Origin of the sequence: Paenibacillus sp. FSL K6-3182 (genome assembly GCF_037976325.1) — a bacterium.
Lineage (GTDB): Bacteria > Bacillota > Bacilli > Paenibacillales > Paenibacillaceae > Pristimantibacillus.
Window position 1 is genome coordinate 4,001,013 of the sequence record NZ_CP150265.1, and the last position, 13,494, is coordinate 4,014,506.

The 13,494-nt window shown below is 44.7% G+C and carries 14 protein-coding genes; 9 read left to right on the top strand and 5 right to left on the bottom strand.

Annotated features, from left to right (window positions below):
* The first annotated feature begins 102 nt into the window (after positions 1–102).
* The 8 genes from MHH56_RS17590 to mtnB all read left to right on the top strand — a co-directional run bounded on the left by MHH56_RS17590 (position 103) and on the right by mtnB (position 8,030).
* Positions 103–567 carry a hypothetical protein gene (locus tag MHH56_RS17590; protein ID WP_339202835.1) on the top strand — a complete coding sequence of 155 codons (465 nt, stop codon included), beginning with the start codon at positions 103–105 and terminating at the stop codon, positions 565–567.
* Positions 568–653: 86 nt separating this feature from the next.
* Entirely contained in the window at positions 654–1,844 is a 1,191-nt protein-coding gene (locus MHH56_RS17595) for a pyridoxal phosphate-dependent aminotransferase (protein ID WP_339202836.1), read from the top strand.
* A 336-nt stretch (positions 1,845–2,180) separates the two neighbouring features.
* Positions 2,181–3,287, top strand: a complete 1,107-nt coding sequence (proB, locus tag MHH56_RS17600) for a glutamate 5-kinase (protein WP_339209638.1) — start codon at positions 2,181–2,183, stop codon at positions 3,285–3,287.
* Positions 3,288–3,303: 16 nt separating this feature from the next.
* Positions 3,304–4,554, top strand: a complete 1,251-nt coding sequence (locus MHH56_RS17605) for a glutamate-5-semialdehyde dehydrogenase (protein ID WP_339202837.1) — start codon at positions 3,304–3,306, stop codon at positions 4,552–4,554.
* 47 nt (positions 4,555–4,601) lie between these two features.
* Positions 4,602–5,471, top strand: a complete 870-nt coding sequence (proC, locus tag MHH56_RS17610) for a pyrroline-5-carboxylate reductase (protein WP_339202838.1) — start codon at positions 4,602–4,604, stop codon at positions 5,469–5,471.
* Positions 5,468–6,697, top strand: a complete 1,230-nt coding sequence (locus MHH56_RS17615) for a 2,3-diketo-5-methylthiopentyl-1-phosphate enolase (RefSeq protein ID WP_339202839.1) — start codon at positions 5,468–5,470, stop codon at positions 6,695–6,697. The genes proC and MHH56_RS17615 overlap by 4 nt, the downstream gene beginning before the upstream one ends.
* Positions 6,698–6,705: 8 nt before the next feature.
* Positions 6,706–7,380 (top strand): 2-hydroxy-3-keto-5-methylthiopentenyl-1-phosphate phosphatase, encoded by a 675-nt coding sequence (locus tag MHH56_RS17620; RefSeq protein ID WP_339209639.1) that lies wholly within the window; start codon positions 6,706–6,708, stop codon positions 7,378–7,380.
* Positions 7,377–8,030, top strand: coding sequence for a methylthioribulose 1-phosphate dehydratase (gene mtnB, locus MHH56_RS17625; RefSeq protein WP_339202841.1), 654 nt, complete (start codon positions 7,377–7,379; stop codon positions 8,028–8,030). The genes MHH56_RS17620 and mtnB overlap by 4 nt, the downstream gene beginning before the upstream one ends.
* A gap of 190 nt (positions 8,031–8,220) precedes the next feature.
* On the opposite strand, the gene MHH56_RS17630 is transcribed toward mtnB, so the two are convergent.
* Both MHH56_RS17630 and MHH56_RS17635 read right to left on the bottom strand, forming a co-directional pair.
* Positions 8,221–8,571: a helix-turn-helix domain-containing protein gene (locus tag MHH56_RS17630; protein WP_339202842.1), complete on the bottom strand. Its 351-nt coding sequence runs from the start codon at positions 8,569–8,571 to the stop codon at positions 8,221–8,223.
* 57 nt (positions 8,572–8,628) lie between these two features.
* Positions 8,629–9,264, bottom strand: a complete 636-nt coding sequence (locus MHH56_RS17635; protein WP_339202843.1) for a Type 1 glutamine amidotransferase-like domain-containing protein — start codon at positions 9,262–9,264, stop codon at positions 8,629–8,631.
* 246 nt (positions 9,265–9,510) lie between these two features.
* Between MHH56_RS17635 and MHH56_RS17640 the strand changes: the two genes are divergently transcribed.
* Positions 9,511–10,542: a MerR family transcriptional regulator gene (locus tag MHH56_RS17640; protein WP_339209640.1), complete on the top strand. Its 1,032-nt coding sequence runs from the start codon at positions 9,511–9,513 to the stop codon at positions 10,540–10,542.
* 54 nt (positions 10,543–10,596) lie between these two features.
* Here MHH56_RS17640 and MHH56_RS17645 read toward each other — a convergent pair whose 3' ends face one another.
* From MHH56_RS17645 to MHH56_RS17655, 3 genes are read right to left on the bottom strand one after another with little or no spacing between them, the layout of a single operon-like run.
* A complete protein-coding gene (locus MHH56_RS17645) occupies positions 10,597–11,277 on the bottom strand; it encodes a DnaD domain protein (RefSeq protein ID WP_339202845.1) in 681 nt (226 codons plus the stop codon).
* Positions 11,278–11,298: 21 nt separating this feature from the next.
* Positions 11,299–12,519 carry an acetate kinase gene (locus tag MHH56_RS17650; RefSeq protein WP_339202846.1) on the bottom strand — a complete coding sequence of 407 codons (1,221 nt, stop codon included), beginning with the start codon at positions 12,517–12,519 and terminating at the stop codon, positions 11,299–11,301.
* Positions 12,520–13,455, bottom strand: a complete 936-nt coding sequence (locus MHH56_RS17655) for a 3-hydroxyacyl-CoA dehydrogenase NAD-binding domain-containing protein (protein WP_339202848.1) — start codon at positions 13,453–13,455, stop codon at positions 12,520–12,522. It abuts the gene before it with no gap.
* Positions 13,456–13,494: the final 39 nt, after the last annotated feature.

Here is a 13,494-nt window from a genome sequence, read left to right on the forward strand (position 1 = left end):
CCTTTTTTCACCTAATGATACCCTGTCATGGTTCTGTGTCAAGATGGGAAACGTAACAACGAGGGATTTACTACTTTACGAACATAAAGGAGAATGTCTGTTATGCTTCCAAAACGAATAGCTGCAATGCTTCTTGCTTGCTGCTCGATTTTCCTGTTTGCCAACTTCGCTTCTGCTCATCAAGCACTTAGCGGCGCTCCCAACCCAGAAACAGGGCTTAAGCCAGTTCAAGTATTCGATGTAGCCGCCGGTAAAGTAACAAAGACAATCCCAAATGACGCCAAATATCAAGAGATGGCTTCTTCATGGGTTGGTTCCATCACTGGTCTTGCACCGCAAATGACAAATGATTCAAGCTGCAGCTATGTGTATCGTGTTCCTCTTGAGAAGGCCGTTACCATCAAAGCAAATGACGTTTCTGTTTCATCCGATGATCTTTTTCTCTTTTATTGTAAGGAAAAGCCTCCTCTCTTGCTCGTGTTTGATGAGAAGCGCAGACCTTTTTTATTCCTGTTCAAAGCCGATATTAAACCCTTTATTGACAGGGTAGGCATTCCGACTGCATAACCAGCCGCTTCTCATCTCCCGCTATTCATGCTACATTAAAGCTATTGCCTAAATAGATAGCGATTTTGTCATGTGGAGTGTGAGGTATGGAAACACAAATCGGTCAACACCTTATTCAACCTGCGGAACGGATGAATGTACTTCCGACGCAATTTTTTGCCAAGCTGGTCGCCAAAGCAAATGCTCAAACGGCCAAAGGACGCGATGTCATCAATTTGGGACAAGGCAATCCGGATCAACCGACTCCTCCCCATATTGTTGCGAAGCTACAGGAAGCTGCAGCTAATCCTTTGTACCATAAATATCCACCCTTTAGCGGCTACCCTTTTCTAAAGGAAGCTGTGGCGAAGCGGTACAAAGAGGATTATAACGTAGATATAGATCCCACTACTGAAGTCGCAATCCTCTTTGGAGGAAAAACTGGCCTTGTCGAAATTAGCCAATGCCTGCTTAATCCCGGCGATGTCTGTCTCGTGCCGGACCCTGGTTATCCTGACTATTGGTCTGGGGTGGCGCTTGCAGGTGCCGAGATGTCATTTATGCCGTTAACAGAACAAAACAGCTATTTGCCGGATTATAATGCCATTAGTCCAGAAATAGCCGAGCGTGCAAAGCTAATGTTCATGAATTATCCGAACAATCCAACAGGTGCTGTTGCTAATGCGGCATTTTATGCACAAACGGTGGAATACGCAAAAAAGCACGGTATCGTTGTTGCAAGTGATTTCGCTTATGGCGCAATTGGCTTCGATGATAATCAACCGATCAGCTTCTTGCAGACGCCAGGCGCCAAAGAAGTAGGCGTTGAGTTTTATACGCTGTCCAAAACCTATAACATGGCTGGCTGGCGTGTTGGCTTTGCGATCGGAAATGCTCAAATCGTCAAGCTAATCAATTTAATCCAAGATCATTATTATTGCAGCCTATTCGGTGGCATTCAGGAAGCAGCCGCACTTGCACTGACGGGGCCACAGCAATGTGTCGCCGAACTTACAGCAATGTACGAAAGCCGTCGCAATGCCCTGTTTACAGCCCTTGACCAAATTGGTTGGAAAGCCGCTCGACCAGGAGGATCTTTTTTCTGCTGGCTGCCTGTACCTGAAGGCTATACATCAGAATCGTTTGCGGACCTTCTGCTTTATGAGGCTGATGTTGTTGTTGCTCCCGGCGTAGGGTTTGGTACCCATGGTGAAGGCTTTGTTCGGCTTGGTCTTCTTACAAGTGAAGAACGCCTGCAAGAAGCGATTGAACGGATTGGAAAACTAAATTTATTTTAGAATATATCCGTCATTCACCTTGCTTTACAGCAGCATGGGATCGTGATATGCTTGTAGGAATTGAACATGAAACGTGATGACGGGACAATTAAGCAAGATGGGTCGCGATCAGAGAGTAAATTCCATGGGCTGCAAGAATTTACCGAAGGCCGCTTGCTGAACCTACCTCCGAGCGGCCGGCTATGAACCGGACAGCGCCTTCTGTTATAGGCTTAAGCTGGATAATTCTATTTAAGGATTATCAACAAAGGTGGTACCGCGGAAGCAAAGACTTTCGTCCTTTATGGACGAAAGTCTTTTTTGTTGTCACCAAACAAGCATAGGATGGGATTAATGATGACGGAACGTATAGTCGTAAAGATTGGCAGCAGCTCGCTTACCTCGGAAGAAGGCGGTCTAAACCGCGAGCGTATTCAATATTTCGCATCAGAGCTCGCTTCCTTGCATAAAAAAGGAAATGGCGTGATGCTCGTAACTTCAGGTGCTGTTGCAGCTGGCTTTCGTCAAATCGGTTATGCTGCAAAGCCAAAAATCGTTCATGAAAAACAAGCAGCCGCTGCTGTAGGGCAAGCGCTGCTTATGCAAGCCTATCAAGAAGCCTTCAACGGTTATGGCATAGTAGCTGCACAAATTTTGCTTACGCGTGCGGATTTCTCCAATCGCCGCCGTATTCAAAATGCACTTATGACAATCGAAGAGCTTCTGCGGCTTGGCATCATACCGATTATTAACGAAAACGATACGGTGGCAACCGACGAGCTTGTTCCTAAATTCGGAGATAACGACAGCTTATCAGCGCTTGTCGCTGCGATGACGAAAGCTTCACAGCTGATCATCATTACCGATATGGACGGCTTATACACAGAGGACCCTCGTAAAAATCCGCAAGCGGTCAAGATCGAGCGCGTCGATCAAATATCTGAAGATATTATGAAGCTCGCAGGCGGAGCTGGCTCTTCCGTCGGAACAGGCGGCATGCGTTCCAAAATCGAAGCAGCACGCATCGCCATGCGCGGCGGCGTACATGCTTTTATCGGTAAGGTGCAGCAAGAAGGCGATCTGAAGCTAGCTGTGGAAGGCAATGGCCGCGGTACATATTTTGATACGAAGCTGAACAGCCTTCCGATGAAGAAGCAATGGCTTGGCTTTCACTCTATGCCGCTAGGCAAGGTTTTTGTAGATGAAGGCGCTGTTCAAGCCTTGCTGGAAGGCGGCAAAAGCCTCCTCCCTGCCGGCGTAAAAGAAATTCAAGGCGATTTCCATTCCGGAGATGTCGTCGAAGTCATTGATCCACAAGGCCAAACCATTGGCAGAGGCGTTGTCAATTATGCAGCATGGCAAATTCAAGCTGTGGCTGGCCTTACTACTGAAGAAGTTAAACGTAGAGTCGATGTATCCCGTATCGAATTTATTCATCGAGACGAATGGATTACATTAAAATAATAAGGGGGATTCCGCTATGATCAGTGAAGTGAGAACAAAAGCAACTTTAGCTCAAGATGCAACTGCCATTATGAATCGTTTGTCCACAGAACAAAAAAATACTGCTCTATCTCGTATGGCTGATGCATTAATCGCCGAGACTAACGCAATTATTACTGCGAATGAGCTTGACCTGCAACGAGGTCGCGAGCAAGGCACAAGCCCTTCCATGCTCGATCGCCTTGCCTTAAATAAAGATCGTGTAGCATCCATTGCTGAGGGACTTAGACAAATTGTTGAGCTTCCGGACCCTGTTGGTGAGCTGCTTGAGCATTTCGATCGTCCTAACGGACTAAAAGTAAATAAGATCAGAGTTCCAATCGGCGTCATTGGCATGATCTATGAAGCTCGTCCCAATGTTACTGTCGATGCGGCTGGATTATGTTTAAAAACTGGCAACTGCGTCGTGCTTCGTGGCGGATCAGCTGCTATCGAGTCAAATCGTAAAATCGTAGAGGTATTAAAAAATGCTCTTTCAGATACGGCAATGCCAGCTGATGCCATTCAGTTAATAGAGGATTCAGATCGTGCCTCGGTTAACGAAATGCTGAAGCTTAATGGCTTGCTTGATGTTGTCATTCCTCGTGGAGGCGCATCGCTAATTAGAAATGTCGTAGAAAATGCAACTGTACCGGTCATCGAAACAGGAGCTGGTATTTGCCATACCTTCATAGATGCCAGCGCTGACTATACGATGGCTGTCGAGATTGCCTTTAACGCCAAAGTACAACGGCCATCGGTTTGCAATTCCATGGAAACCTTGCTCGTTCACGAAGCTTTTGCAGAACAGCATTTGGCTGCACTTGCTGATCGTTTTGTTCAAGCAGGCGTTGAGCTCCGCGGCTGCGAAAGAACAGCTTCCCTTCTCACAGGCATCAAACCAGCAACAGATGAGGACTATAGTACAGAATACAATGATTATATTATGAATATCCGCGTCGTTTCTGATCTTGACGCCGCGCTTGCACATATCCGCCGTTTCAGTACAAAACATTCCGAATGTATTGTGACTGAAAACTCTGAGAACGCTGAGCGATTTATTCAAGATGTAGATGCGGCTGCCGTTTATCATAACGCCTCTACTCGCTTTACCGACGGATTTGAATTCGGGTTCGGAGCTGAAATCGGCATTAGTACACAAAAGCTTCATGCACGCGGTCCAATGGGTTTGCCTGCATTGACGTCTACTAAATATCTTGTTTATGGAACTGGACAAATACGGGGCTAACAGGACAAATTTAGTCCAATATCAATGGAACAACGGAGGAATACTTCATGACACAGCTTACACAAACTGCAATTGCCAGTCAGCAAATTTGCTTCTATGGTGCTGGATCGATGGCGGAAGCCATTGCGCGAGGTCTAATTAACAAAAACCTCATTGCACCTAATCAGATTTCAATGCTCAATCGACAAAATAAAGATCGGCTCTCTGAACTAAATGAGCTATACGGTATACAAACCATCGTGCAAGGCTCCTCTAATGAAGCTTATTTAAAAGAGGCAGACATTATTTTTCTAGCCATGAAACCTAAGGATGCTGCTGAAGCGATCGCATCCATTAAGCCGTTCATTTCTTCTAAACAGCTTATTATATCGGTCATTGCCGGGTTATCGATCAAAGCAATCGAGCAGCTGCTTGGTGGTCAGGCGTCTGTCGTACGTGCTATGCCGAACACATCCAGCACAATTGGGCTTGGAGCAACTGGAATTAGTTATTCAGATATTGTGACCACTTCGCAAAAAGCACTTACAGAAGCGATTTTCAGCTCTGTTGGCATAAATGCAATCGTAGACGAATCACTTCAGCAAGCAGTCACAGGCGTATCAGGCAGCGGACCAGCTTATGTCTATTACTTTATGGAGTCGATGATCGATACCGCAATCCAACTAGGCTTTTCGGAGACAGCAGCAAAGGAGCTTGTCGTTCAAACGGTTCTTGGTGCAGCGGAAATGGTTCGTCATACTGGCGAAGAGCCAGCAGAGCTTCGGCGCAAGGTCACATCGCCAAATGGGACGACGCAGGCAGCTCTTGAGCTGATGGCCGAAAATCATTTTTCAGAAACAATCAAGAAAGCTATCCATCGCTCAGCAGAACGTGCAGGCGAGCTTGGAGAAGCTATCGAGAGGAGCATTAACGAATGATTGGAGTTTGTATTGCAACGTATCGTTCTTATGATGATCGAGCGGATTTCAATAAAAAGGCTTTTTCGATTGCTGTTGGCTTAACCGTCGGCAGCTGGACTGAGCTTCCTGAAGCGCAAAAGGCGAATATGGAAAAGCATCTTGGAAAAGTATTGTCCGTTACTGTCCATGAGCCAGAAAATGCAGAGCCCGGTGAACGCTATGCCGACATTCGAATTGCTTACCCAGACATCAACTTCAGCCGAGACCTCCCTGCTTTGCTAGTAACTGTATTCGGCAAGCTGTCCATGGACGGCAAAATCAAGCTTATGGATCTCGACGTTTCCGAAGATTTTGCATCTGCTTTCCCTGGTCCTAAGTTTGGACTAAACGGTGTTCGCGATTTGCTTGGCGTTCATGATCGTCCGCTGCTAATGAGTATTTTCAAATCGGTTGTCGGATATGATCTAGCCAATCTTCAAGATCAGTTCTATAAGCAAGCGCTTGGCGGTGTAGACTTAATCAAGGATGATGAAATCCTATTTGAGAATCCACTTACCCCTCTTGAGAAACGTGTCGAAGCTTGTATGGATGCAGCGCGTCGCGCTGAAGCAGAGACCGGCCAAAAGCTGCTTTATGCCGTTAACTTGACAGGGCCTACCTCAGCTCTTGCTGCGAATGCTCGAAAAGCGATTAACGCAGGCGCCAACGCACTTCTATTTAACGTTCTTGCTTATGGCTATGATGTGCTTCATGAGCTTAGCAGTGACAAATCCATTAATATCCCTATAGCAGCTCACCCTGCAATGGCTGGAGCGATGTACCCATCGCCTCATTATGGCATTAGCGCTTCTCTTCTTCTTGGGAAGTTAATGCGTCTTGCTGGTGCCGATCTTGTGCTCTTCCCTTCACCTTACGGCTCGGTTGTTATGCCAAAAGAAGAGAATTTAGCGGTTAAGGAAGCTTTGCTTGCGCCGCTTCACGGGCTGAAAACGAGCTTCCCTGTACCATCGGCGGGCATTCATCCTGGACTGGTGCCTCTGATTCTAAAAGATTTCGGTACCGACGTGGTTGTAAACGCTGGCGGGGGTATTCATGGTCATGCCATGGGAACTGCAGCTGGCGGACAAGCATTCCGTCAAGCGATTACTGCTACACTAAATGGAGTTCCTCTTCGCAATGCCGCTGAGCAACCGGGCAATGAAGCGCTATTGGCAGCAATTGAAGCATGGGGGATCAAAGAATAATGACTGAAATGAATACAACTAAGAAACGCATCGTGTTTTGTGATTTTGATGGAACGATTACCGTTAATGACAACATTATCGCAATTATTAAACATTTTAATCCAGCAGGCTGGGAAAACATTGCAGAGCGAACGATTGCGCAAGAGATTTCAATTATGGATGGCGTTGGACAAATGTTCCGCCTCCTTCCTGCTTCTATGCAGAAAGAAGTTATCGATTTCAGTATTTCCAATGTACGCATTCGCGAAGGCTTCGCTGAATTTCTAAACTATTGCAAAGAGCAGCAGATTGATTTTTTTGTAACTAGCGGCGGCATTGATTTTTTTGTTTATCCTATTCTTGAAGCTTTCGACATACCAAAAGATCATATTTATTGCAACGGCAGTGATTTCAGCGGTGAGCAAATTGAGATTTTGTGGCCAAATCCGTGTGATGCTCATTGCACCAACAACTGCGGCATGTGTAAAACAACCATTATGCGTCGCTTCCCTGAAGAGCAATTCGAACGCATCATTATTGGCGACAGCGTAACCGACTTTGAAGGCGCTAAGCTTGCTGATATCGTCTATTCCCGCTCCCACCTTACGGTGAAATGCAAGGAGCTCGGACTGCCGCATCACGAATACGAAACATTCCACGATATTATCAACACTATGAATGCTGAAAGGAAGTCAACAAAATGAGTTTTGAGCAAATTGCTTTAGAAGACAAACAACGCGCTTTATCTGAACTTCGCGACGTTAAGGAGCTGTTCGCTTCACGCGGCTGGTTTCCTGGCACAAGTGGCAATTTATCGATCCGTGTAGGCGATTATAACCCCGATGAATTTCAATTTGCTATTACGGCAAGTGGTAAGGACAAAACGATTCATACACCAGAGGATTATTTGTTTGTTGATCAAGATGGGAAGCCATGCGAAACAACACGCTTAAAGCCATCCGCTGAAACACTGATCCATTGTGAAATTTACAAATTAACTGGGGCTGGCGCTATTTTCCACGTGCATACCGTATTTAACAGCGTAATCTCAGAGTATTTCTGGGATCGCAAGTCTGTGCCGGTAGATGGCGTTGAGCTGATCAAAGGGTTTAACATTTGGGACGAGGAAGCACACATTGATATTCCAATCGTTTCGAACTTTGCACATATCCCTTCTATCGTACCGGAAATAACGGAGCGTATCGTGAAAAGCATACCTGGCATCGTGCTGCGCAAGCATGGCATTTACGCTTGGGGAGCAAACGCATTTGAGGCAAAACGCCACCTTGAAGCATTTGAATTTATTTTTGAATACGTATATCGTTTGGAATTGCTGCAGCGTGGTAAAGCTTAAGCATTTTCCAGCTTGATCATTTCATTTTTTAGAAGGACTTTCTCCCGTTAATCAGCATTTTTTACGTTTCAAAGTACTGATTAGCGGGAGTTTTCCAGCTAACTTATAACCCACCTAAAAACATGTCCATCAAAATGATAACTCCTCCTGAACGATAGGCAATCCTCGCTCTTCCCTTCCCGATCAACTGTTATTGGATAACTGATCCTGCAGCATACTCCCGCCTTTCTCTCGACGTTTCATTAATCCAAACCATTAACTCATTTTTGCTAATATAAAATTTCTCACCAACTTTTATGTAGGGGAACATAACGCCAGAAAAGGACCCTGCTGTAGTCAGCTGAATTTGCTCAGTATGAATGATTTGTTTAATTTCATTTTCCGATAAATGCAAATAATTTGCTGCCTCTTCTATCGTTAGCAAAGGTTTTTCCACGCTTATTGTGATGTCGGACTGTTCTTTATTAGGCACTTCGTTTTTCTCCAAAAACATACAACCCACTATATAAGATACACCTAGAATAAAGCTTGCTGCTATCATTGATTTACCGTTTGAAATAACAATCTTCCTCCTTCGTTGTAAACACCCTCACTCTTTTCAACAATAAAAATAAATCTGCCCCGCCGTCTCTGATATCCGTTCGTTTTTAAAATAAATGCCAGAAGCATCATCTATCCCATAACCCGTTGACAAGTTGGTTTTGGAGAGTGCAGCCAATAAGTTCTTTTCTTCATCCCATTTTGAGAAATGCGCACTAATGACGCAATGATTTATTAATCCAAGACCTTTGAGAAAAAGGTGTTCATTCGCTCTGTTGTCGATGGGTGGAATTACACATACATTAGGACTAATTAAGGCGCCAGCCGAAAAACCTGCAACTGGCACGCCTTCTGTGTATAATGCTTTTATTATTGTGCCGAGCTTTGTTTCCACGATATAATCTCGATAAAGCTCAGTATCACCGCCGCTTATAATCACTCCTGTAGCTGATTGAAGCTGTTCTAATAAATCGCTTGAAGGTGATGCATCCAAGGCGAAATATACAAACTGATCAACATCATGAAAACCTATTTGATCGGTATATTTCGTCATGTATTCTTGCCAACCCTCTTGCTCAATAAATAAGATTACAACTTTGCTTAACCCTTTTGATGCCAGAGCTCCAAATTTTTTTGCTAAGCTTTCATTGAACGGTGCTCCACCGCCAAACATAAATAAATGTTTATCTGACATAAATATCCTCCTTGTAGTTAATGCCTCAGCGAGATTTAATCGAATCACTTTTATCGTAACCTAACTATAAACTTTTTTTTAAATGTTTTACCATATTTATCTGCTTATATGAGTAAACTCGAAACAATTTGTTGTCTTTAACAATCATGTTAAATTTCTCATTTAACATGAAAAACGGAATCTACTATATTGACTTTAACGTAACGTAAACGTTCATAATGGCAAGAGGAGGTGGCTCTATTGAAGGTGCATGAAGCAGCAAAACAACTCGGTGTCACGCCGCGTACACTGCGTTTTTATGAAGAAAAAGGTCTAATTCATCCATATAAAGCAATAGAGAACAAGTATCGCGACTATTCCATTGAGGACATCATTCGGCTCCGCTGGATCATATCGCTAAGAGAATTGGGCTTATCCGTATCTGCAATACAGGATGCTCTAAACGTGATCAATGAGCCGGACGCTTTTATTCGAAGTGTGGATGGCGCTCGAGCATTGCTGTATGAGCAATGGATCACAGCAACAAAAGCGCTGCAAGCGCTTGATGAAACGATTTCGGCATGGCACAGAAAAGGAGCAGCTGAATTGACACAAGCAGAGCTGGCCGCTGAAGAAATTAAACAAAACCGGCTATCGCGAGCCTCTTGGAGCGATCAATGGAATTACGATGAGATAGCGATTCAGCACGGATACAAAGCACCTATCATTACACTTAGCGGTATTCTATCGGAGGAGCAATACAATATGGCACTGCTGCGAACCGTTGAATGGCTTGATCCGCGGTTTGATGAGCTTGGCTTAGAAATAGGAGCAGGTAGCGGCAATCTCTCCAGCATGCTAGCTGCGGCCGGTACGAAGCTTACCGTTGTCGAGCAATCGACTGAAATGCTCTCGATCATAAGAGAAAGGCTCCCTGCCATTGATGCAAAACAAGGCAATTTGCTCGCACTGCCTCTCGCACCATCCAGTTATTCTTTTATAGGCTGCAGCTTTGCTATGCATCACTTGAATCGTTCACAACAGCTTCTGGCACTAGAAGAAATGGACCGCGTTTTAATAAATGGGGGACGGCTTGTGATTACGGGGTTAATGGATGAGGACGTGGTTGACGATGATAAAATACTTTCTGAAGAGTTAGAAACAAAGCTTGTCATACCGCCTAACTGGCATCTTTCCTCTGTATCCGAACATCTGAACTGGTTCAACAAACGTGGATATTCCACTGTCATCAACCGGCTTACCCCTTATGTTGGATTACTCTACGCGATCAAACCTTAGCTATATATAATAATGTGACCCTTTTACATAAAAAAAAGAGCTAAGCCGCATGGCTTAGCCTCTTCCTCCACGAAATTTTTGCGCATGTGCGCGAGCCTCATCTGCATTCGTTACTCGATTGCGGCTCCACTCGATAAGTATCCGATCAATATAACGCAAGCTAAGCTTGCCCGCAAAAACGGCTTCTTTTAGAGCAAAACGAATAATTTCGTCTGTATATCGATCATGATCAAGCCAACCTGAAATCGTCTCGCATTCTATAGGAGATAATAAGCGTCCAAACTCTTGCTCGAATACACTGAATAAGTCCGATGACGGCGCGGCTTGCTGCTTGACTGGCTGACGCTCTGCCTTTCGCGATTCACGCTTCTGCTCCGCGGTTAACGCAGCTGCCTTAAGCAGCCAGCCTGTCCAGTTATAACGCTCTGACTGCATCCCCGTAGAACTGTCAACGTACTCGTCAATTGTAAGAAAATCTTCTTTCATCAGCCGGCCAAGGGTTTGTCCAACTTCTCTAACACTCAGGCCCATCCGCTCAGCCAATTGCTCTGGCGTCGGGAAATCATTCATGTCCGCTTCCATATAGACCATGATTTGCAGAAGCAGCATCGCTTCTGTATCCGACAACTCCAGCTGACGGTAAGTTCGCAGCAGCATCGCCGATACATAAACGCCGCCTTCCTGCAACGCAGCAGCCATACCATGCGAGTAAGCTTTCCATATCTCGTTGTTCACTGCCAGCTGCCTCCTATACGACTACGCCTGTGCAGACGTATCCTTTTGCTTAACTAAGTTATACGTGTCTCTTGCAATGAGGAGCTCCTCATTCGTAGGAACAACTAAAACTTTAATACGTGAGCTGTCCGTCGTAATCTCACGAATATCTTTGCGACGCTCTGAATTGCGCTCTTCATCTAGCTCAATACCCAAGAATGAAATGCCCTCGCATATCGCTTTGCGTAGAGCGACAGAATTTTCACCTACTCCAGCAGTGAACACAATCGTATCTACGCCGTTCATCGCCGCGGCATATGCGCCAATATATTTTCTAACTCGGTAAGCATACATGTCAAAAGCAAGCTTTGCGTTTTTGTCGCCTTCAAGCATCGCCTCTGTCACCTCGCGCATATCGCTGCTAATACCGGAAATCGCCAACATACCGCTATGTTTGTTCAGCATAGAATTAACTTCATTTAAAGTCAATTCCTCTTTATTCATAACAAATGGCACGATCGCTGGATCAATATCTCCACTCCGGGTACCCATCATAAGACCTTCAAGTGGAGTCATTCCCATACTTGTATCAAAGGACTTGCCATTCAAAATGGCTGTACAGCTTGCACCGTTTCCAATGTGGCAAGTAATCATTTTGATTGATTCCAATGGTTTTTGCAAATACTCTGCTGCATGAGCGCTCACATAGGAATGAGACGTTCCATGAAAACCATATCTGCGAACCTTGTGACGACGGTATAGCACAGTAGGAATTGGATATAAATACGATGTGTTCGGCATGCTTTGATGGAATGCCGTATCAAATACTACCGCTTGAGGTACATCAGGCAAATTTGTTTCTACCGCCAAAATACCCATCATATGAGCTGGGTTATGAAGCGGCGCCAAATCAAACAATCGACGAATCTCAAGCTTAACCTCTTGTGTTACAAGCACTGAACTGCTAAATGCCTCGCCGCCATGAACGATACGATGGCCAACAGCTTCGATTTCGTTCAGATTAGCGATCGCTCCGAACTCCGGGTTGGTAAGCATATTGATAACCTGTTTAACAGCAGCAACATGATCCAATATTTCACTAACTTTACGAACCTCGGGCTTGTCAACTGGTTCATGAGTAACAATCGAAGAATCCATTCCGATCCGTTCCACGCGTCCGCTTGCCAGAACTGATTCGTCACGCATGTTGTAAAGCTGATATTTTAAAGAGGAGCTTCCTGCATTAATTACGAGTACTTTCATTTAAATCCGATCCCCATCCGTATCATATTTGAAGAAGCCGATTCCTGATTTGGCTCCGAGATGTCCAGCGCGCACCATTTTTTTCAGCACGATCGAAGGACGATATTTCAGCTCGCCATACTCGCGGAACATTCTCTCAAGAGCTGCCAACACGGAATCAAGACCGAAACGGTCACACATCTCGAAAGGTCCATGCTGGAAGGAGTAGCCGATACGCATTGCGCTGTCAATATCCTCAGCCGACGCGACCCCTTCCTCGAGTACATGCAAGGCTTCGTTTATAAATAAGCAAATGAGTCGTGTAGTTACGAAACCAGGAGATTCAAATACCATAACTCCTTTTTTGTGAATAACCTCTTCCACAAAATGTTTCGTACGCAAAAATGTTTCCTCTGATGTCTTAAGGCCGCGAACAATTTCCACCAGATCAATTTTGAATACTGGATAAATAAAATGCATGCCGATTACGCGGCTCGGCTGCTTCGTAAAGCTAGCTAGCTCTGTTAAGCTTAGAGTAGATGTATTGCTCGCTAAAATAACATTTGGACCGCAAATTTGATCAATCTTTTCAAATACAGCTTTTTTCAATTCCAAATCTTCAGTTATCGTTTCAATAACAAGCTCACAATCCGCTAACTTCTCGTAGCTTGTTGTCGCCTCTATTCTATTCATAATCAGCTTCTTCTCGGAATTCGTGAGCGCCCACTTCTCGATTTGTTTATCCAAGCTTACTTCAATCATTTGTTTACCATAATCTAGGCGATCATCCGAACGCTCGATAATGATAACATCCAATCCTTTGGAGGCCAGCATTTCCGCGATCCCTTGACCCATCGTGCCTACTCCTACAACTCCAACCGTTTTGATATGCAATGTATTAGCTCCTTTAGTGTGGGGAGAATTCTTCTTAAAACATAATAGAAGTTTTCTCTGCAAAGATAGTTCAATCTTATTATAACGAATTTCATCAAAAAA

Coding starts and splice junctions, on each gene's coding strand:
- MHH56_RS17650 (WP_339202846.1), bottom strand. CDS start 12,519: ATGAAAGTACTCGTAATTAATGCAGGAAGCTCCTCTTTAAAATATCAG.
- MHH56_RS17630 (WP_339202842.1), bottom strand. CDS start 8,571: ATGATAGCAGCAAGCTTTATTCTAGGTGTATCTTATATAGTGGGTTGT.
- mtnB (WP_339202841.1), top strand. CDS start 7,377: ATGAGTTTTGAGCAAATTGCTTTAGAAGACAAACAACGCGCTTTATCT.
- MHH56_RS17620 (WP_339209639.1), top strand. CDS start 6,706: ATGAATACAACTAAGAAACGCATCGTGTTTTGTGATTTTGATGGAACG.
- MHH56_RS17590 (WP_339202835.1), top strand. CDS start 103: ATGCTTCCAAAACGAATAGCTGCAATGCTTCTTGCTTGCTGCTCGATT.
- MHH56_RS17615 (WP_339202839.1), top strand. CDS start 5,468: ATGATTGGAGTTTGTATTGCAACGTATCGTTCTTATGATGATCGAGCG.
- MHH56_RS17635 (WP_339202843.1), bottom strand. CDS start 9,264: ATGTCAGATAAACATTTATTTATGTTTGGCGGTGGAGCACCGTTCAAT.
- MHH56_RS17595 (WP_339202836.1), top strand. CDS start 654: ATGGAAACACAAATCGGTCAACACCTTATTCAACCTGCGGAACGGATG.
- proC (WP_339202838.1), top strand. CDS start 4,602: ATGACACAGCTTACACAAACTGCAATTGCCAGTCAGCAAATTTGCTTC.
- proB (WP_339209638.1), top strand. CDS start 2,181: ATGACGGAACGTATAGTCGTAAAGATTGGCAGCAGCTCGCTTACCTCG.
- MHH56_RS17605 (WP_339202837.1), top strand. CDS start 3,304: ATGATCAGTGAAGTGAGAACAAAAGCAACTTTAGCTCAAGATGCAACT.